General features: G+C 55.7%; 16 protein-coding genes. 9 read left to right on the forward strand and 7 right to left on the reverse strand.

Going from position 1 to position 18,630, the window contains the following annotated elements; all coding sequences use genetic code 11:
• The first annotated feature begins 704 nt into the window (after window positions 1–704).
• Window positions 705–1,379 carry a response regulator transcription factor gene (locus JUK32_RS24705; RefSeq protein WP_204141544.1) on the forward strand — a complete coding sequence of 225 codons (675 nt, stop codon included), beginning with the start codon at window positions 705–707 and terminating at the stop codon, window positions 1,377–1,379.
• 176 nt (window positions 1,380–1,555) lie between these two features.
• On the opposite strand, the gene JUK32_RS24710 is transcribed toward JUK32_RS24705, so the two are convergent.
• Window positions 1,556–3,301: a CHASE domain-containing protein gene (locus tag JUK32_RS24710; protein ID WP_204141545.1), complete on the reverse strand. Its 1,746-nt coding sequence runs from the start codon at window positions 3,299–3,301 to the stop codon at window positions 1,556–1,558.
• A 176-nt stretch (window positions 3,302–3,477) separates the two neighbouring features.
• Entirely contained in the window at window positions 3,478–3,768 is a 291-nt protein-coding gene (locus JUK32_RS24715) for an RNA-binding protein (RefSeq protein ID WP_204141546.1), read from the reverse strand.
• A gap of 553 nt (window positions 3,769–4,321) precedes the next feature.
• On the opposite strand from JUK32_RS24715, the gene JUK32_RS24720 reads away from it, so the two are divergent.
• From JUK32_RS24720 to JUK32_RS24745, 6 genes are all read left to right on the forward strand, one after another.
• Window positions 4,322–6,010: an ABC transporter substrate-binding protein gene (locus JUK32_RS24720; protein ID WP_204141547.1), complete on the forward strand. Its 1,689-nt coding sequence runs from the start codon at window positions 4,322–4,324 to the stop codon at window positions 6,008–6,010.
• Between the two features lie 160 nt (window positions 6,011–6,170).
• Entirely contained in the window at window positions 6,171–7,196 is a 1,026-nt protein-coding gene (locus JUK32_RS24725) for an ABC transporter permease (protein ID WP_204141548.1), read from the forward strand.
• Window positions 7,193–8,041 (forward strand): ABC transporter permease, encoded by an 849-nt coding sequence (locus JUK32_RS24730; RefSeq protein ID WP_204141549.1) that lies wholly within the window; start codon window positions 7,193–7,195, stop codon window positions 8,039–8,041. The genes JUK32_RS24725 and JUK32_RS24730 overlap by 4 nt, the downstream gene beginning before the upstream one ends.
• 50 nt (window positions 8,042–8,091) lie before the next feature.
• A complete protein-coding gene (locus JUK32_RS24735) occupies window positions 8,092–9,123 on the forward strand; it encodes an ABC transporter ATP-binding protein (protein WP_204141550.1) in 1,032 nt (343 codons plus the stop codon).
• A gap of 169 nt (window positions 9,124–9,292) precedes the next feature.
• Window positions 9,293–10,276, forward strand: coding sequence for an ABC transporter ATP-binding protein (locus tag JUK32_RS24740; RefSeq protein WP_204141551.1), 984 nt, complete (start codon window positions 9,293–9,295; stop codon window positions 10,274–10,276).
• A gap of 119 nt (window positions 10,277–10,395) precedes the next feature.
• Window positions 10,396–11,613, forward strand: a complete 1,218-nt coding sequence (locus JUK32_RS24745; protein WP_204141552.1) for an amidohydrolase/deacetylase family metallohydrolase — start codon at window positions 10,396–10,398, stop codon at window positions 11,611–11,613.
• A 328-nt stretch (window positions 11,614–11,941) separates the two neighbouring features.
• Here the strand turns inward: JUK32_RS24745 and JUK32_RS24750 are convergent, their stop codons facing one another.
• From JUK32_RS24750 to JUK32_RS24770, 5 genes are all read right to left on the reverse strand, one after another.
• Entirely contained in the window at window positions 11,942–12,394 is a 453-nt protein-coding gene (locus JUK32_RS24750; RefSeq protein WP_204141553.1) for a hydrogenase maturation protease, read from the reverse strand.
• Window positions 12,394–13,179, reverse strand: coding sequence for a hypothetical protein (locus JUK32_RS24755; RefSeq protein ID WP_204141554.1), 786 nt, complete (start codon window positions 13,177–13,179; stop codon window positions 12,394–12,396). The genes JUK32_RS24750 and JUK32_RS24755 overlap by 1 nt, the downstream gene beginning before the upstream one ends.
• Window positions 13,180–13,276: 97 nt before the next feature.
• Entirely contained in the window at window positions 13,277–14,194 is a 918-nt protein-coding gene (locus JUK32_RS24760) for an RluA family pseudouridine synthase (protein WP_309224630.1), read from the reverse strand.
• 130 nt (window positions 14,195–14,324) lie between these two features.
• The gene (locus JUK32_RS24765; protein WP_204141555.1) at window positions 14,325–14,810 is read right to left on the reverse strand and encodes a 2Fe-2S iron-sulfur cluster-binding protein; all 486 of its coding nucleotides are present in this window, start codon (window positions 14,808–14,810) and stop codon (window positions 14,325–14,327) included.
• A gap of 127 nt (window positions 14,811–14,937) precedes the next feature.
• The gene (locus JUK32_RS24770; RefSeq protein WP_204141556.1) at window positions 14,938–15,714 is read right to left on the reverse strand and encodes a hypothetical protein; all 777 of its coding nucleotides are present in this window, start codon (window positions 15,712–15,714) and stop codon (window positions 14,938–14,940) included.
• A gap of 268 nt (window positions 15,715–15,982) precedes the next feature.
• Between JUK32_RS24770 and JUK32_RS24775 the strand changes: the two genes are divergently transcribed.
• Together JUK32_RS24775 and JUK32_RS24780 are read left to right on the forward strand one after the other, a co-directional pair.
• Window positions 15,983–17,002 (forward strand): LysR family transcriptional regulator, encoded by a 1,020-nt coding sequence (locus JUK32_RS24775; RefSeq protein ID WP_204141557.1) that lies wholly within the window; start codon window positions 15,983–15,985, stop codon window positions 17,000–17,002.
• A gap of 71 nt (window positions 17,003–17,073) precedes the next feature.
• Window positions 17,074–18,612 (forward strand): serine/threonine-protein kinase, encoded by a 1,539-nt coding sequence (locus JUK32_RS24780; RefSeq protein WP_204141558.1) that lies wholly within the window; start codon window positions 17,074–17,076, stop codon window positions 18,610–18,612.
• The last annotated feature ends 18 nt before the right edge of the window (window positions 18,613–18,630 follow it).

Here is an 18,630-nt window from a genome sequence, read left to right on the forward strand (position 1 = left end):
TCAGGAAATTTGAGGCCATCTTTCAGGGATGGTCACTAGCCCAGGAGGGATTTATGTGTACTTAGTAGCCTTCTCAACGGGAGGCTTAATGACAGTCTGGTTCCTCTTCTTTTCAAGGAGAGGAGAGGTTTTGATGGCTAAACATAACTCCAGTTTTCAACTTAGACGCGGTCTAGAGTCTATTTTGAATGGACTTGGGCCCATGAGCCGGGAATTCAAAATTCCCGGCGAGATGAAACGCTTAACCCGAACTGACGTTAAATATGTAATGCCACAATGACTGAGGTTGGGCATCGCCACGCCCCCTGAAATTGACTTCTTTTGTTTTGAAGCGAGTCTTTAACAGCCGGGAAGCTGGCTTTCAAGCAATGCAAACCAGTCGTTAACCAGGACTAGCACTCGGCTTGTTTGTAAAAGAGGCCCAGCTGTTCGTCGCCGAGGCGATCGCGATCGGCGGCACCAGCAGCGGAACAGTCATAGTGTCAATAGGAGTGGCGATCGCCTGGCCCACAAAAAATGGCTCAAGTATGACTCTCGCAAACTTCCGATCGAAAACGGTTTACCAAGTGTGCCCCCCCATCAAGACAATTCAGATTGTGTAGTTTGGCTTACATTGCGCTCCGGATGAAGCCAGCATGATGCCTATATCGAGCGCAGTTGTTGAAGCATCAGAGCGGCTCTAAACCAAGCAGAAGGATGGGCTAATGCGAATCTTGCTAGTTGAGGACGATCGCCATTTATCAGCGTCGCTGTCAGAGGCCCTTGAAGCGATGCGCTACACCGTGGATGTAGCCACTGACGGGGAAACCGCCTGGCAGCAAATGAGCATGATGCCCTACGACCTCATGCTGATGGATGTGACCCTGCCCTGCCTAGATGGCCTGACCTTATGCCAAAGGATGCGATCGCGCAGCATGGATGCGCCGGTGCTCATGCTCACTGCCCGCGACACCCGGCAAGACAAAATTGCCGGTCTTGATGCGGGAGCCGATGCTTACATGGTGAAGCCCTTCGACCTAGCCGAACTCACCGCTCAGATTCGGGCTCTATTGCGGCGCGGCCAAACCAGTGCCACCACGACCCTAATGTGGGGGCCGCTGCGCCTTAACCCCAACACTTACGAAGCGACCTATGCGGACACGCCGCTGCGACTGACCCCCAAAGAATTCGCCATCCTCGATTTGCTGATGCGGCATGGTCGGCGAGTGCTCAGCCGCTACTTCATTTTGGAATCGATTTGGCCGATGGCCGATCCGCCAGGGGAAGAAACGGTCAAGGCTCACCTGAAAGCCCTCCGGCAAAAGCTCCGTAAAGCTGGAGCCCCCCGGAACTTTGTGGAAACGGTACACGGGTTGGGGTATCGGTTGATGGACGCTTAAAGCGTAGGAGAAGGAGTTGGGGGGTGCTAGGAGTGAAGCGGGATGGAAGCTTGGCAGGTGGCTTTGAGCTGTGGAGGCTAACTGTTTTGTGCGCTAAATTGCGATCTTTCTGCATCCCTGTTGGCCGCCTGCCGCTTGCTCCCAATGCCCCAGCCTCTCTGTTCCCCGGTGCTGACTCACTCTACATTCGGCAACCACACCGTCACACAGGTGCCCCGCTCCGGATGGCTGTCGATCGCCAACGTTCCTTGATGAATATCGACGCAGGTGTTCACCACCGCCAACCCCAAACCCGTGCCAGAAACCGCTCCCACATTTTCACCCCGGTAAAAGGCATCGAGAATCGCCGATCGCTCCTCTGGCAAAATGCCGATGCCCTGATCCACCACTTGAAAACAAACTGCGGTCTTTTCCTGTTGCATGATCAATCGAATCGAACTGTGCGCGGGGGAATATTTGGCCGCATTGGAGAGCAAATTCAGCAGGATGGAGCTGAGTAAATTCTTATCTGCAAAAATTTGGGATTGGGTGGCATTGCCTTCTAGGGATAGTGTCTGTCCGGCTTTGAAATGAATCTGTTCGTACAGCTGCTGGCAGAAAGGGGCTAACGCAATAATTTCGGGGTTGAACTCTAACTTGCCCGCCTCAGCCCGCGTCAGGGTCAACATATCGCTGACGAGTTTGCCCATGCGTTGTGCGGCGGCTTGAATGCGATCGAGACTATGGGCGCGTTGTTCGGGGGAGAACTCATGAATATTGGCCGCCAGTGATTGCGCCGATACCGAAATGATGCTGAGGGGGGTGCGGAGTTCGTGGGAGGCCATAGAAAACAACCGCAACTTCAATTCGCTCAATTCGCGGGTGCGCTGGAGTTCGCCCTGCCAGCGCGAAACATAAATCAGCACCGTCGCAGTCAGCAATAGACCAATCACTAAAGTCGCCACAGTGCCCCAGAGGAAAGCCTGCGTGCTGGCGGGGACAAACACGATTTGCCATTCCCGCTGGCCTAGCTGAATCGTTTGAATGCAGTTCTCCGGCACAGCACAGAGGGCACTCGTCGTTTCGAGGGTCGTAATGGTCTGCGGTTCTGCACTGACGCTTTGCGAAGCGGTGGTATAAACCCCTAACAACTGCTCGGTGGGCTGGGCAGTTTGATCAAGAATGTAGAAATCAATGTCGTAATCTAGATCGCGCAAGGATTCTTCCACTACATCGGCCACTCGAAACACCCCCAGCACATAGCCATCAATGGCAGCCCTTCGGTCCGGCAAGGTTGTCGCCACGGCTTGGTAAACCGGGACAAACACCAAAAAACCATACTGGTCTTCATTGGTTTCTTGGACTAGCTGAATGCGTCCCGTTGCGGCGATCGCCCCCGTATCTCGTGCTTGCTCCAACGCGATGCGGCGGGTCTCATCCGATGCGAGATCGTATCCCAGAGCAGGTTCATTACTGGGAATGGGTTCGAGAAAGGTGACCGGCACGTAGCGATCGCGCTCCCCGGCGGGGATGAGTTGCCCCGTCTGGTCATCGCGTTCGGTAATGAAGGTGCGATCGCCGTTCGTCAATTGGCTCAACTGCTGCTCATAATCATCCCGTTCTAGCTGCGTTACTTGAGGTGCCCACTCCAGGGCCTGAATCCCTGGATAGGTTCTCACTGCCCGATTCACGAAGCGCCGAAATGCCGCTTCATCCACCTCATTATTGGCCGCATCATATAAGTCGCTAATGGCTAGCAGCAGTTCGGTATAGCGGTTGGTGGTGCGCTGTAGGGCCGTCGTGAGGTTGTTCGTTTGTTTTTGAAACTCACTTTGTCGGGATAGCCGCTCCCAACGCTCAACCCAAGCCGTCGCCGCCAGCGTCATACTCAAGCCCAATGCCAAAATCAGCGCCGTTGGCAAATAGTGGAGAAACCGGACCATGCGAATCCCAACCAAGCAGGTCATCAAGCAATAGGCGTCAGTGGCATACCGCGCTCAAGCAGGGCCATTTCTGAGCAAAAAAAAGCTTCAGACACTTGCCTGAAGCTTACCGTATCTTTAGCTCAAAAATTTTGTCTAAGATACCAAACCGAAGATCAAATTTTCAGTTTCAGAGCTTAGTAGCTACGAGAAAAATTGTCGCGACGGTTGTTATTGCTTCTGTTTTCACGGGGCTTGGCTTTGTTGACCTTGAGGTCACGACCCATCCATTCAGCGCCATCAAGGGCGTCAATGGCAGCGGTTTCATTGGCTTCGTCACCGAGCTCAACGAACCCAAAACCACGCATACGACCGGTCTCGCGGTCAACAGGGAGCTGCACCCGCTTGACTGAGCCGTACTTTGCAAACACAGAAGTTAAATCTTCTTCTGTGACGTCATAGGACAAGTTGCCTACATAAATTGACATATGCTGTCTCCAAAATAGAACTGGACTTGAGAAGGAAATTTCGGAGAGAACTGTGTCAGCAGAAAAACGCAAACGCTATTTAACACTTGAAACAAAAGCTACAACCGATATCTAACATCTTCACTTTCATACAGTAACACTTAACTGCTGGACTGGTGAGATTCTTGGCTAAAGAATTGGCGGAAGAAAGAGATGGCAGCGACCGACAATGGCTTGGGCGGAACGATGAGTGGCTCAGTATATTTCCTTAAAGCCTTTCAGGGAGACCGGTGCAGCGATCGCGATTAACCCCAACCAACCCTCAGGTTATCCACTCAATCCAAAGACACAAAAGTCAATCTTCCCAATTTCTTCCCGATTTCTTCTCAAAAAATTGCTGCAGGAGGCGCTAACTTAGCTCCTAACTTCAGGCCGTCAACGGCGACTCTACCTAGAATTGTAGCGCTTTTTACTGTTTTCAAGAATATAGTTCTTGGGCAGTGGCTGCAAAACTTTTGGGGTCTTCTGTCGGTCCGCCGAGGTTCTAAACTGCCCTCCATTCTTTAAAACTGCCATGAGACGCCGACGCTTAATTCAAACCAGTATGGGATTTGCCGCTGGCCTTACCCTGGCGGGTGGCCTCAAAGCTTGTAGCAGCGATGATTCTGCCTCGACATCATCTTCTGCCCCCGCCGAGACCGCAGAAGGCGGCGCTGAATCCTCTGATGCCACCCTGACCGTGGTGCAAGGCGGCGGCTTCCCCAATAGTTTAGACTTGCACCGCGTCGGCACCAATCGCCCCGCCTACGGGGTTTCCTGGGTGATGTACGATCGCCTCATGACCTTTGGCAAAAAGACGCTGGACGACGGTTCCATCTCCTACGACTACACCGTGCTGGAGCCAGAGCTCGCCGAAAGCTGGGAAATGGCTGAGGATGGCATGTCCGTGACCTTCGCATTGCGTCCCGATGCCACCTTCCACGATGGCACCCCCGTCACCGCCAGCGACGTGAAATGGTCGTTCGATCGCGCGGTTTCCATCGGCGGCTTCCCCAGCTTTCAGATGAAGGCCGGAGCGCTGGAAAATCCCGATCAATTTGAGGTCGTGGATGACCAAACCTTTAAGGTGAATTTCCTGCGGCCTGACAAGCTCACCATGATGGATATGGCGGTGCCGATTCCCGTCATCATCAACGCCAAGCTGGTGGAACCCCACCTGACAGAAGAAGACCCCTGGGGCGCGGAATGGCTGAATAGCAACGATGCCGGCAGTGGCGCTTACACCATCAAGGAATACCAGCCCAACGAGCGCATCGTTTTAGAGCGGTTTGAGGACTGGAAATCTGGCCCCCTGCCTCAGATCAAAGAAGTGATTTTGCTGAACGTGCCAGAGCCCGGCAACCGCCGCGCCCTGCTGGAAAGAGGCGATATTGATGTCAACTTTACCGTGTCGGAAAAAGACCAGACCGAGCTGGACGCCACGGGCAATTTCACCGTGATCTCGACGCCGATTGAGAACTGCCTGTACTCCGTTGATATGCACGCTAATCCCCAGCTAGGCGGTGAGGACAATCCTTTTGGCGATGTGAAAGTGCGGCAGGCCGTTTCCTACGCCATTCCCTACGACGCCATTATGGACACAGCGCTGTATGGTCAGGCCGTGCCGATGTATGGCGGCAAGGCCCAGCCCGACACCGTGGCATGGCCCCAACCCAGTCCCTACACCACCGACATGGAGCAGGCCAAAGCCCTGCTGGCCGAGTCAGGGTACCCCGATGGGTTTGAAACGACCTTGGCCTTTGATACGGGAACACAAGAATGGGCCGAGCCTACGGTCATCCTGATTCAAGAAGCCTTGGCCGAATTGGGCATCACCGTCAACATCGAAAAGGTGCCCAGTGCCAACTTCCGCTCAGTGTTAGTGGAAAAAAGTCGTCCCATGATTATTAACAACTTCGGCGGCTGGCTGAACTACCCCGATTACTTCTTCTTCTACGCCTATCACGGTCAAGACGCGACCTTTAACGGCAGCTCCTACAAAAACCCGGAAATGGATACAAAGATTGAAGCCGCCCTCGCGTCGGAGCCGGGTAATCCAGAGTACGAAGAAAACGTCAAAGGGTTCATTGAAATGGCTTGGCAGGAAGTGCCCCGTGCGCCCTTAGTCCAGCCGCAACTCGGCGTCGCCATGCAGCCCAATGTGTCTGGTTACCAGTACTGGTTTCATCGGCAGTTGGATTTCCGGCAGTTGGCAAAGGCGTAGCGCGCAGGTGGGTGAGGTCGTGGGTAGGTGAGGTCGTGAGGTGACGAGCGATTGGTTCTTGTTCACCCTCAACTCATTGACTCACCGACTTCATTGACTCACCGACTCCACTGACTCCGCCTCACCGATCTCAACTGCCCACCTCACCGACTCAAAACTCATGGCTCATTCCACGGGAAAAATCATTGGTCAACGCATCCTGGGCGCGATTCCCAGTGTCATCGGTGTAATTATCGTGACGTTTTTGTTGACGCGGGCTTTGCCGGGGGATCCGGCGGCGTTTTTTGCGGGGCCAGCCGCGACCGCCGAGGCGATCGCGGAGGTGCGGGCCACCTTGGGGCTCGACAAGACGTTACCGGAACAGTTTTTTCTGTATCTCGGCGATTTGGTGCGGGGGGATCTCGGTACCTCCCTCACGACGGGCCAAACGGTGGTGTATGACTTGGCGACGCGGTTACCGGCTTCTCTGGAGTTGACCTTGGCGGGGTTGGTGTTTGCGATCGCCCTTGCTCTCCCTCTCGGTATTCTTGCCGCCACCAAACCTAACTCCTGGGTTGATCATGGGGTGCGCTTGTTGGCGACGGCTGGGGTTTCCCTGCCGACGTTCTTTACGGGCCTGTTTTTGATCTACCTGCTGTACTACCGGATGGGCATCGTGCCTGCTCCCTTGGGACGGTTGGATATCCTTTACAGCGCGCCGCCCCCGGTCACGGGGCTGTATGTCATCGATAGCTTGCTGGCGGGTGACCTGGCATTATTCTGGGCGGCGGCGTCTCAGCTCTTTTTACCCGCTGTGACGTTGGGGCTGTTTGCCCTGGCTCCCCTCGCCCGCGTCACTCGTGCTTCCATGCTGGGGATGCTGTCCAGCGACTTTATTCGTACGGCTCGTGCCAGTGGTTTGCCGCCTCGGCAAGTGCTCTTTGGCTATGCCTTTCGCAACGCGATGCTGCCCGTGATCACGACCCTGGGGGTGGTGTTCTCCTTTCTGTTAGGAGCCAACATTCTGGTGGAAAAGGTCTTCGCCTGGCCGGGGATTGGTTCCTATGCCGTCGAAGCGCTGGTGGCTTCAGATTATGCCCCGATTCAGGGGTTCATTTTAACGATGGCACTGCTCTACGTAGTGCTGAATTTATTGATTGATTTGCTCTACGTCGTTATTGATCCCCGGGCAGGAGTCGAAGCATGACCTCTACAACGTTCCAGCATACGCGCTACGTGATCAGCGAAAACCTGGTTACCTTTGGGGCCTTTGCGCTGTTTCTGGTGCTTACCCTGTTTGCCATTTTTGGGGAGGCGATCGCGCCTTATGATCCCCTTGCTAGTAATGCCGCTGCCGCCCTCCAGCCGCCCTCCGCAGCGCATTGGTTCGGCACCGACCAGCTCGGTCGCGACATTCTGAGCCGGGTCATGGTCGCCACGCGATTGGACTTGGGCATTGCGGTGATGGCGGTGGCGTTGTCGTTCTTAGTGGGGAGCTTGCTGGGCACTTGTGCGGGCTACTTTGGCGGTTGGAGCGATCGCATTATTTCCCGCTGTATCGACACTCTGATGGCCTTTCCACTGTTTGTCCTGGCTATGGGCCTCGTGGCCGCCCTGGGTAACACCGTCGCCAATATCATTTACGCCACCGCCATCATCAACCTGCCCCTTTACACTCGCGTGGTGCGCTCCGAAATTCTGGTGCGGCGGGAAGCCGGTTTCGTGGAAGCCGCGCGGTTAACAGGCAACAGCGAATGGCGGATTATGGCCCGGCACCTGTTTCCCAACGTTTTGCCTGTGATGATGGTACATATTTCTCTCAATATGGGTTGGGCCATTCTCAATGCCGCCGGTCTCTCCTTCATTGGTCTGGGCGTACAACCGCCCACGCCAGAATGGGGCATCATGGTCGCCGAAGGCGCAACGTATATCGTGTCGGGTGAATGGTGGTTGGCTTTGTTCCCCGGTGCCGTATTGATGATGGCGGTCTTTTGCTTCAACTTACTGGGCGATGGCTTACGCGACCTGATCGATCCCAGAATGCGCACATAAGTGACAGTTTCAGAATTTACTCCATCGCCCTCTTTGTCGGACTTCAAATCATGACGCTTCACCAGTCGGCTTCATCAACTACGGCAACAGATACAGTTACTGCGCAGCTATTGAGTGTCGAAAATCTTGATGTAGAATTTCGCACTCGCTCTGGAACGGTGAAAGCGCTAGAAGCGGTCAGTTTTGCCATTAACCCCGGAGAAACCGTGGGGATTGTCGGGGAAAGTGGCTCCGGCAAATCGGTCACGGCGTTCACCTTGATGGGCGTGTTGGATCGAGCGGGTAAGGTGGCCAACGGCAAGGCGCTGTTTCAGACCGATCGCGTCGCCGTTGACCTGCTCAGAGAACCGGAATCCTCGTTACGACAGCTGCGCGGCAAAGAACTGTCGATGATTTTTCAGAATCCCCGCACGGCGCTGAACCCCATTCGCAAAGTGGGCAAACAGATTACCGACGTCTTGCGCTGCCACACTGACTTGTCCGGTGATGCCCTCCGCGATCGCGCCATCGAAATGTTAGCCAGCGTTCGCATTCCCGATCCTGAGCAACGCTACGACGCCTATCCCTATGAACTTTCGGGCGGTCTGTGCCAGCGCATTATGATTGCGATCGCCCTCGCCTGTGCCCCCAAACTGCTCATCGCTGACGAGCCCACCACGGGGCTGGATGTGACCACCCAGGCCACCGTGATGAACCTCATCAAAGACCTGGCAACCCAGCAACAGATGGCCGCTATTCTCATCACCCATGACCTGGCCCTCGCGTCAGAATATTGCGATCGCATCGTCGTCATGCACGCCGGGCACGTCGTCGAATCCGCCCCCACCCACAGCCTGTTTCGCGCCCCGCGCCATCCCTACACGGCCAAACTGATCGCCGCTACCCCCGAACCCCACAAAGCCTTTGCCGACTTGATTCCCATTGCGGGCAACCTGCCCGACCTCAAAGCAACGACCATTCCCCCCTGTCGGTTTAGCCAACGGTGCGATCGCTACGAACCCGCCCTCTGTGACCAAGCCCCCCTCACTCGCCAGCAGCCAGTACCAGAGCACCATGTGGCCTGCTGGAAACCGCTGGAGTGAAGGGGTCAGTGGGGCGAGTGGATGGGTAAGTGAGTGCTGCTCTAAAGCTTTACTCCTGACCTGAATCGCCTTGCCCCAACTCCATCGACCTCACCTCCCTCACCGACTCCACCCCCCTCACCAACCTCCACCAACCTCACCGACTCACCCCCCTCCACCTACCTCTCCCATGACCTCCCTCACCGACCTCCCCAGCCAAACCGTCCCCCTGCTGCAAGTCAGCGACCTTTGCAAAACCTTCCCCATTGGAAAAGGCACGAGCCTGCACGCTGTGGATCACGTTTCCTTCGACATTCGCCCCGGTGAAAGTGTCGGCTTAGTGGGAGAATCCGGTTGCGGCAAGTCCACCCTGATTCGGGTGATCACTCGTCTACTGGATGTCACCTCTGGCACCATCCAGTTTGATGACACGATTCTCAGCACCGTCGCCGTTCGCCAATTTCCCAAAAGCCCTCACCGCAAAGGCATTCAACTGGTCTTTCAAGACCCCACCGATAGCTTGAATCCGCGCTTCACGGCCTACGACACCATCACCGAACCCATCAAACGCCTAGAAGGGGGACACAACAAGGCCCAGTTACAAGCTCGCGCCGCTGAGTTGGCGGATTTGGTGGGTCTCCCTCAAGAACTGCTGAGTCGCTTTCCGCACCAACTTTCGGGGGGGCAAAAAGCGCGGGTCGGCATTGCCCGCGCGATCGCCCTCAACCCCAAGCTGCTGGTTTTAGACGAACCCACCTCAGCCCTGGATGTCTCCGTCCAAGCGGTGATCCTACACTTGCTGGCCGACCTGAAAGAACGCCTCGGGATGAGCTATCTCTTTGTATCCCATGACCTGAACGTGGTGCGGCTGCTGTGCGATCGCATTCTCGTCATGTATCTGGGCAAAATCATCGAGTCTGGCCCCGTCGAGCAGGTCTTCAACCACCCGCGTCATCCCTACACTGAAGCGCTCATCTCCGCCATTCCCAGTTTTGAAGCCAAACCCCATCCCATTCCCCTCACTGGCGAACCCCGCAGCCCCATCAACCCGAATCCCAACGTCTGTCGCCTTTACGGTCGCTGTCCCAAAGGCGAAGATAAATGCCAGCAAGTCATGCCCACCCTCAAAGAAGTCGCTCCCAATCACTGGGCCGCCTGTCACTTTCATAATTGACTGCATGGGGTAGCTGGGTGGTTGGGTAGCTGGGTGAATCGGTTTTTCAAAATTCGCCTAATCCCCAAGCCCCCTTGCTCCCCTACCCTCATCCAACTCACTACCCGCAACCCCTGATCATGCAAACCTACGACCTCGTCCTCAAAGGCGGACACGTTATCGATCCCAGCCAATCCCTCGATGGACAGTATGATGTCGCGATTCAGAATGGCAAAATTGCGGCGATCGCCCCCCAATTGCCGCCCCACATTGCTAGAGCTACTCAAAACGTCACTGGGCAACTCGTCTGCCCTGGCTTTATCGATCTCCACGTCCATGTTTATGAATGGGTGACAGACTTTGGCCTGTGGCCCGATGACGTGGGCGTAAACGCAGGCGTCACGACCGTGGTTGATCAGGGTAGTTGTGGCCCGCTGACCTTCTTGGGCTTCCAGGCCAACATGGTGGACCGGGCGCAGACTGACGTTCGCTGTTTTCCCTCGGTCAACCTGGCGGGAGCGCTGAAGGGCGGTATGGGCACCCCAGCCCTGCACAGCCCAGACATGGTGGAGCTCGATGCCTTACGGCAGCTTGCCCGGGAACATCCGGAAACCGTGCGAGGCTTTAAAGTTCATGGTGAATCGGGAGCTTTGTCTCGCTGGGGCACCCAGGTGATTGAGCTGGCGCGCCAAGCCGCTGATGCCGCCCAATTGCCGCTCTATGTACACACAGGCGAACTCTTTGCGGTGGTAGAGGAAAATCGCCCTTCCCCAGAGCAGGTGATTGATTACGTTTTGCCGCATCTGAAACCAGGTGATCTGCTAGCTCATTGCTACAGTTGTCGTCCCGATGGGCTGATGGGCGATCGCGATACCCCCTCACCTGCACTGGTTGACGCCATCAACGCCGGGGTACGTCTCGATTTGGGCCACGGCATTAACTTCAGTTTTGCGATCGCTCGCCGCATGATGGCGCAGGGACTGATGCCATACACCATCAGTAGCGATGTCCACGGCGATTTTGCGAAACCGCACAATGATGCCACCCTCGACTACAGCCTCTGTGGCGCACTCTCTAAGCTGGTCGCATTGGGAATGGAGTTAAAGGAAGCGATCGCGGCGGTCACCCTGCATCCCGCCACCGTCCTGCAAGCTGAGGCCGAACTGGGCACGCTGAAAGCAGGTACCCGCGCCGACATCACCGTTTTAGAAAAAACGGCTGCCCCTTGGCTTTGTCGCGATGCCCAAGGAGAACAAATCGTGGCACCCCAACGGTTCACCCCCGCTTGGGTGCTCAAATCAGGACAGCTGATCCAGCCCCACCGCCGCCTGCTGCGTGATCTGGCCATGTCTGGTTAAACCAGACCTGATAAGGCAGAATTCAAAAGGCAAAATTCCAAAGACAAAGTTGAAGCCCTGTGAGGACGAGACTTTTGACATTTTGAGGTAAGCGAACCTAACAGCAGATGGCTACCAAATCCTGCTTGGTTTTCCCCGATTACCCAGGGCGAATGCCATTCGCCCCTACAATTTGCTTTTTTAGGAATCGGGGTTAGGTGATCCGGAACGGTTGAGGACAAAGGAGGGAGCGGCAAGAATCGCAACGATCACAGTCATTTCGCCACGGACTGTTCAGGGCAGCTCCCTGTCCATCGCCTCCCCTTCCAGATTTTCTCGCTCACCCGCCTCACCCGCTTGGGGGTATCGGCGTGGTGAGAAACGCTTGTAACTGTGATGCAGCGGCGACTAGACCCGCTTGGGCGATCGCGGATAAGGTTTCTGCAAACTCCATCTCAGCGGTGGGTAGCAACAGCTGCTGGACTGACGGGGAGTTGCCGTAGAGCTGTACGGTCAGTCGCAGCAGGCCAGCGGGGTCGCTGCGATGGGCATCCAGGGTGGGGGCATCACTGGGGGACAGAGATCGCCATGCCACCTCGGTCTGTGTACCGGGGAGCGTCGCATCGATAAAGATGACGCGATCGCACTCAGCAATATTAGCGGCGAGCTCCGGCGTGAGTTGGTGGCAGGCGATCGTCTTCACGTTGGGCAGCCCCCAGGCCGCTACCTGCTCTGCCAGCAGATAGCCCACCCCATCGTCGCCCCGTAGCGTGTTGCCATAGCCCACGACCAAGGTTGCCATCAGCGCCCTCGCGGCAGCAACGCCGAGGGATTAAAGTTGAGCAACCAGCTCAACACTGGCAGCGCCACATGATCGGGCAGCACCTCAATCTGGAAGTTGAAGGGCAGAATAATCTGCAATGCAGGAGCATTGGGATGCAACGTCGATCGCACCCACATCACCACTTGTAGGGTGTATTTTCGGGCCATGGGCGGCATATTCGGGACTTGGCTCAAATTGATCAGGGCCGGGCCGACCTCCAACGTCATCTGATTGTCGGGGCGGCTGAGCAGGCTTTCACCCGTAATGCTGACACTGGTTTGCAAGCCTGGGTTGACCACCGTTGGCGCTTGGGATGGGAGTAAATCGGTGGTGCTACCCGGTACCTGGCGAATCACCCGCTGCGCATAGCCGCCGTGAATACTCAGGGCGCTGCGATCCCATTCAATAAACACTTGCTGATCGGGCAGCGTATTCACCACATTGACACTCAATGTTTTTACGGCGGGCTGCAGCGGTCGCTTGCCCTGAGGCATGACTTGCACCGCGACGGTGCCGACCTGTTCTCCCTCCTTGAAAAAAGTCATGGCAAACGCGGAAACGCCGTTGACCGTCTGCGTTTCCGCGCTTGCCTGATAAAGATTTTGCTGTTGCAGTTGGGCATTGACCGCGTCCTGCAGGTCTTCACCGTTGAGGACAATGGCGACCTGGTCTTCGAGCTGGTCTTCGACGGACAGCGCCATCTGATACAGCACGTAGACGACGCAGATGAAGTAAACCGTCAGGATGAGGAGTTCGACGCCCATGGAGCAGGTGCCAGCGGCTAATGTGGAAAGTCTTGGCTTTCAGGATACTGGGTATGGCCTCGGATGCTGCGGCCAAGGGGCAGAAAGTTGCCAAAATTCACCCCGATTGCTGACGGTTGTGGAGCACGTTGAGCAGTTTGATGAAATGGGGGGGCAGGGGGGCGATCGCGGTTACCAGTTTCCCCGTGACCGGATGACGCAGGGTCAGCTTTTCCGCATGGAGGGCTTGCCCCGGTAGATTTACCCCCACCGATCGCCCCACGCCATAAACCGGATCCCCCACCATGGGATGTTTCATATGCAGACAATGGACGCGGATCTGGTGGGTGCGGCCCGTCTCTAACCGAAAGCGTATCAGCGTAAAGTTGTCCAACCGCTCGACGACTTGCCAATGCGTCACCGCTTCCCGACCGCCCTTTTGGACGGGGACGATCGCCTGCTTTTTGCGATCGTGGGGATGACGACCGATGGGCGCATTGACCGTGCCGCTTGCGGTGGCGGGCACCCCGTGAATCACGCCCAGGTATTCCCGGCGGGCGGTTTTGGCCTTCATTTGCGCCTGCAACTCTTTGTGGGCGAGTTCTGACTTGGCGACCACGATCGCCCCCGTCGTGTCTTTATCCAGCCGATGCACAATACCGGGCCGCTCGACCCCGCCAATGCCCGTCAGTTGGTCGCCGCAGTGAGCCAGCAGCGCATTCACCAGGGTGCCGTTCATATTGCCCGGTGCGGGATGCACCACCATCCCCGCCGCCTTGTTGACAATGACGAAATGCTCATCTTCGTACAGGATGTCGAGGGGAATCGCTTCTGCCTTGACTTCTAGCGGTTTGGTAGCGGGAATCGTGACCGCGATCGCATCTCCCACCTTGACCGCCGCTTTTTTGTTAGTGCAAACGGTGCCGTTCAGCGTCACATATTCCCAATCGATGAGCTTTTGTACTCGATTGCGCGATAAGTCGGGGAGGTGCGCCGTCAGCCAGCGATCGAGCCGCGACGGGGCTACGGTTTCCACCTGGAGCTGTAGGGTTGTGTCAGAAATGGGCGATGACTGAATTCAATAGAAGCAAACTTTAGCATTTTTGGCGATCGCTGCGTCCATCTGCTCGCTGCCGACAATGCTTGCCAAGGCCCGCGATCGTGCCCTACGCCTCCGAAGATTGCGTGTAATATTCGCTCACCCTAAAGGTATCGGTGTTTTCCAACTGCTTCAGCATGGAACGGGTAATCAATTTGCCTTCTTCCACCAACATCGCCCCCGTAATCGGGTGCAACAAGTTCGCCTCCGCCCGACGACCAATCAGCGCTTCAATATCCTGCAAAGAGTTGACATACATACCGGGAGGCAGCTCCACCACCACCCCTTCACCCATCACCCGGGCCTGACAAGCTAACCGTGAATTGGGCTTGCAAGAGGTAATGACTTCTAGGGTGCGCTGCTCACGGCGGTTAATTGGGGTCAAGGACTCGGCCCCGTCTTGGACGTAAATATGGCAGGTTGCACACATGCCCCGACCGCCACATTCTTTCAGCACGTCCAAATCTTTATTCAGCAATACCGAAAGCAGGTTGCCATTCGTTTGGATAGAGCTTTCCTGAGCAATGGGTTCTAGCCGTACGGTTTTGGCCATTAGGGACAATTCTCCTTAAAAAATGTGTGGTTGCGCGAATTTCAATCAATCTAGAGCGGTGCACCACCGAGGTATCTTGAGGCCAGCCACCGAATTCCTTCAATGCCTACCAGGCATCAATTCTAGTTTATTCAGTCATGGCCTGGTCGACCTGCAAAATGGCTCTCTGCGCGGGAGTTAGTTGCTGCTCAATTACCAGGGCCTGGTAATCGCGGATGATCATCGAGCACCGCTTAATAAAGGTGCTGACCCACTGATCAAGGGCCGCCTGTACGGTTTGTTCAATGGAACCTGTTGTCGCCACTTGGGCGTCCGAACTCAGACTAAAGTGACCATTGCGGTCGAGCTGCATCATGTCGAGGGGCGCGTCTTTGGGCCGCGTGGTGCGCCAGGTGTTGGCCACAACAATCTTGCCTAAATATTGAGCGGTGGCATCGGTCAGGGTATTGAGCGTTGCCAAATAGTCGGCCCAAGTGGCGATCGCGGGGCCACTAGCTGGCTTTTCGACCGTCGCCGCCGGAGCCATTGATGGCGGGGGCTGGCTGGGCTCAGCTGATGAGTCGGCGATCGCTTCCGTGGGGCGATTGAGGGTCGTACTTCCCGCGAGCAAGCGAAACGTGGAAACCGCACTGTGGGGATCGCTCTCTAAGGTGTCTTTGAGCTGCGTCACAGTGTCGTTGTAGACTACGGTATCGAGATGTTCATCCGTGACCACTAATAGAATGACGCCGGTTTTCAGGCGATAAATGCGCGCGTCTCGGTGAGCAAATTTGAAGTCAAATGATTCGAAGCCGGTCGGTGTCGTACTGATAACCTGCTGAATGCCCTGGGTCAACGCTTCTTTTTGTTGAAAGTTAAGCGACTGATCAATACCCGAAAAATAGGGTCGCGAGTGACCGTCCATCAGGCCAAGACCCACGATCCCAGGTAAATTTAAGAAGCTCAATATCACCTGCTGTTTCATAAAAAAACTGAGTTTTCTGACGGTGCGGTATCGAGAAAATCCGCTAAACGAGTAATCTAAGGGAGGCTGAATATCCTTCTGTTTTTCCTTGGCCAATGATTAGTTGGGGAAACATCAGGCTAGATGGCATGGATGGGTGACTGCGATGAAAGGCTAATGCGTTTGTTGTTGAATTTTATGTCTCTCTCGAATCTCTGGATAGGTTTTTATGTCTTCTGATCTTCCGTTTACTTTGGATCAGTTGCGCATCCTTAAAGCGATCGCAACTGAAGGCAGTTTTAAGCGGGCTGCCGATAGCCTTTATGTTTCCCAGCCAGCGGTCAGTCTGCAAGTTCAAAATTTAGAACGTCAGCTGAGTGTGCCCCTGTTTGACCGGGGCGGACGTCGCGCCCAACTGACCGAAGCCGGACATCTGCTGCTGGAATATGGCGATCGCATCTTGAGTCTATGCCAGGAAACCTGCCGCGCGATCGAAGATTTGCAAAACCTCCAGGGGGGCACTCTGATTGTCGGCGCTAGCCAAACCACCGGCACCTATTTGCTGCCGAGGATGATTGGTTTATTCCGTCAACGCTATCCAGAGGTGGCGGTACAGCTACACGTACATTCAACCCGCCGCACCTCTTGGAGTGTTGCGAATGGACAAGTTGATTTAGCCATCATTGGCGGCGAAGTGCCCGGCGAACTGCAAGAATCCCTCGAAATTATTCCTTATGCGGAAGATGAGCTGGCGCTCATTATGCCGGTTCATCATCCGTTGGCGAATGCCGAAATCATTCGTCGTGAAGATTTGTATCAGCTCAAATTTATTGCCCTCGATTCTCAATCCACCATTCGCAAAGTGATTGATCAGGTGTTGACCCGCTGCGGCATCGAAACGGGGAATCTGCACATTGAGATGGAACTCAATTCCATTGAGGCGATTAAAAATGCGGTGCAGTCGGGGCTCGGGGTCGCGTTTGTTTCCATCTCGGCAATTGAAAAAGAACTGCAGATGGGCATGTTGCATCGCGGTCGGATTGAAACCGTCGTGGTGAACCGCACCCTCTCGGTGATTGTGAACCCAAACCGTTATCGCTCAAAAGCGGCGGAGGCGTTCACTGAAGAGATTTTGCCCCAGTTTACAAACCGGGCCATTGAGCTGTCGCCGGGGGCGGCTGAGCAAAATGGTCAAACCAATGCCGTGGCCCCTTTACCTGAAATCAATGGGAAAGCTTCGGTGGAGTAGCGGATCGGCTTGTAATGTGATGGGGGAAGAATAAGCTCTATCTAGCAATTTGCTAGCCTACCTCAGCGCCTATGGAGATTGTCTGTACTCGACCGACCTGTCCCCGACCGGCTAACCATTTTGCCGATCTGGAAAATCAGGCGACGTTGACCACGGTGCAACAAAAGTTTTGCACCGCCTGCGGCATGCCGCTGATTCTGAGTGGTCGTTATTTGCCAGAAAAACTGTTGGGACAGGGCGGTTTTGGGGCGGCTTATTTGGCCCGCGATCGCTACACTCCTAACCTGCGTGCCTGTGTGGTCAAGCTGTTTCAACCTTCGGGTGACCTCAACCCCGATCAGTTAGCGCTGGCTCAAAGCCTCTTTCAGCGAGAGGCGGCGGTGCTGGAAGAGATTGGCCGTAAGCATCTGCAAATTCCCGATTTGTATGCGTTCTTTCCGCTGATTGTGCCCGGCCTCAAGCCCGGTAAGCAGGAAGAATATTTTTACCTGGTGCAAGAGTTTATTGATGGAGAAGACCTGGAGCAGGCGTTAGCGCGCAGTGGCCCGCTCAGCGCCTCCGACATGGTTGAAGTCTTGGTCTCGATGCTCAAAGTGCTGGATTTTGTCCACGAAAATGGCACCATCCACCGCGACATCAAGCCCTCCAACATCATGCGCCATCGCGATGGTCGTCTTTATTTGCTCGATTTTGGGGCGGTGAAACAGGTCACCGCTGCCCAGGGGAAACCCAGCGGCAAATCCACCGGCATCTATTCCATTGGGTTCGCGCCACCGGAGCAAATGGCCGGAGGGGCAGTGTATCCCTCGACCGATTTGTACGCCTTGGCGGTCACTTGCATCACTCTGCTGACCGGTAAAGAGGCCGGGGAACTGTACGACTCGTACAACAATTCGTGGGCTTGGCGGGCTCATGCGCAGGTCAACCCGGCGATCGCAGATGTGCTGGATCGGATGCTGCTAGCGGTGCCAAATCAACGGTACGAGTCCGCCAAGGCAGTCCTCGCGGCCTTGCGCCAAGCAGTTTCGTCTGGTGCGGGAGCCAGCGCTACGCCGCCCCCCCTGCCAACATCGGCAACTAGTCAGGCAACCCCGCCCGCCCCCAACACGGCGATGCAATCGCCGCCGCCTGCCCCGCCCCAAGCGGCCCCACCCCCCGTCCCACCGGGGCTCGCTCGTCCTCCCAAAGGGCCAAAGCCCGTCAAAGCGTCATCGGCTTCTCCGGCCTCCCAGCCGACGCCGATGTCTTCGGTATCATTGGCGGAGTTTTTGGGTGGCGCGGCCTTTACTGGCGTCGAGGGGGGATTGTTGGCGATAGCGATCGTCAGTTTGCTCGGCACCACATTGTTGGGCAGTGGCGCTTGGTTGATTTTGTTGGCGGTGTTAATCCTGCTGCAAGTACGGCGGGTCATTGAGCGCTTCGACCTCGTGATTATTGCAGCGGTGACCTTGGGGGTAGTGCTGCTGTTTCCGCCATTGCAAGCGATCTTGACCACCACCGCCACCCCCCGCATCACGGTGATTGTGATTGCCGTCATGGCTGGACTCGCCGCGATCGCGATCGGCACCCTCTTTCGGTTAATCTACCGCTTACTCTCTACCTTCATGTAACAATCCCGGCTCACCCAT

It is taken from the genome of Halomicronema sp. CCY15110, from assembly GCF_016888165.1.
Classification (GTDB): domain Bacteria; phylum Cyanobacteriota; class Cyanobacteriia; order Phormidesmidales; family Phormidesmidaceae; genus Halomicronema.

Bases quoted from the DNA above. Each gene is read 5' to 3' on its own strand.
- JUK32_RS24705 (WP_204141544.1), top strand. From the start codon at position 705: ATGCGAATCTTGCTAGTTGAGGACGATCGCCATTTATCAGCGTCGCTG.
- JUK32_RS24710 (WP_204141545.1), bottom strand. From the start codon at position 3,301: ATGGTCCGGTTTCTCCACTATTTGCCAACGGCGCTGATTTTGGCATTG.
- JUK32_RS24715 (WP_204141546.1), bottom strand. From the start codon at position 3,768: ATGTCAATTTATGTAGGCAACTTGTCCTATGACGTCACAGAAGAAGAT.
- JUK32_RS24720 (WP_204141547.1), top strand. From the start codon at position 4,322: ATGAGACGCCGACGCTTAATTCAAACCAGTATGGGATTTGCCGCTGGC.
- JUK32_RS24725 (WP_204141548.1), top strand. From the start codon at position 6,171: ATGGCTCATTCCACGGGAAAAATCATTGGTCAACGCATCCTGGGCGCG.
- JUK32_RS24730 (WP_204141549.1), top strand. From the start codon at position 7,193: ATGACCTCTACAACGTTCCAGCATACGCGCTACGTGATCAGCGAAAAC.
- JUK32_RS24735 (WP_204141550.1), top strand. From the start codon at position 8,092: ATGACGCTTCACCAGTCGGCTTCATCAACTACGGCAACAGATACAGTT.
- JUK32_RS24740 (WP_204141551.1), top strand. From the start codon at position 9,293: ATGACCTCCCTCACCGACCTCCCCAGCCAAACCGTCCCCCTGCTGCAA.
- JUK32_RS24745 (WP_204141552.1), top strand. From the start codon at position 10,396: ATGCAAACCTACGACCTCGTCCTCAAAGGCGGACACGTTATCGATCCC.
- JUK32_RS24750 (WP_204141553.1), bottom strand. From the start codon at position 12,394: ATGGCAACCTTGGTCGTGGGCTATGGCAACACGCTACGGGGCGACGAT.
- JUK32_RS24755 (WP_204141554.1), bottom strand. From the start codon at position 13,179: ATGGGCGTCGAACTCCTCATCCTGACGGTTTACTTCATCTGCGTCGTC.
- JUK32_RS24765 (WP_204141555.1), bottom strand. From the start codon at position 14,810: ATGGCCAAAACCGTACGGCTAGAACCCATTGCTCAGGAAAGCTCTATC.
- JUK32_RS24770 (WP_204141556.1), bottom strand. From the start codon at position 15,714: ATGGACGGTCACTCGCGACCCTATTTTTCGGGTATTGATCAGTCGCTT.
- JUK32_RS24775 (WP_204141557.1), top strand. From the start codon at position 15,983: ATGTCTTCTGATCTTCCGTTTACTTTGGATCAGTTGCGCATCCTTAAA.
- JUK32_RS24780 (WP_204141558.1), top strand. From the start codon at position 17,074: ATGGAGATTGTCTGTACTCGACCGACCTGTCCCCGACCGGCTAACCAT.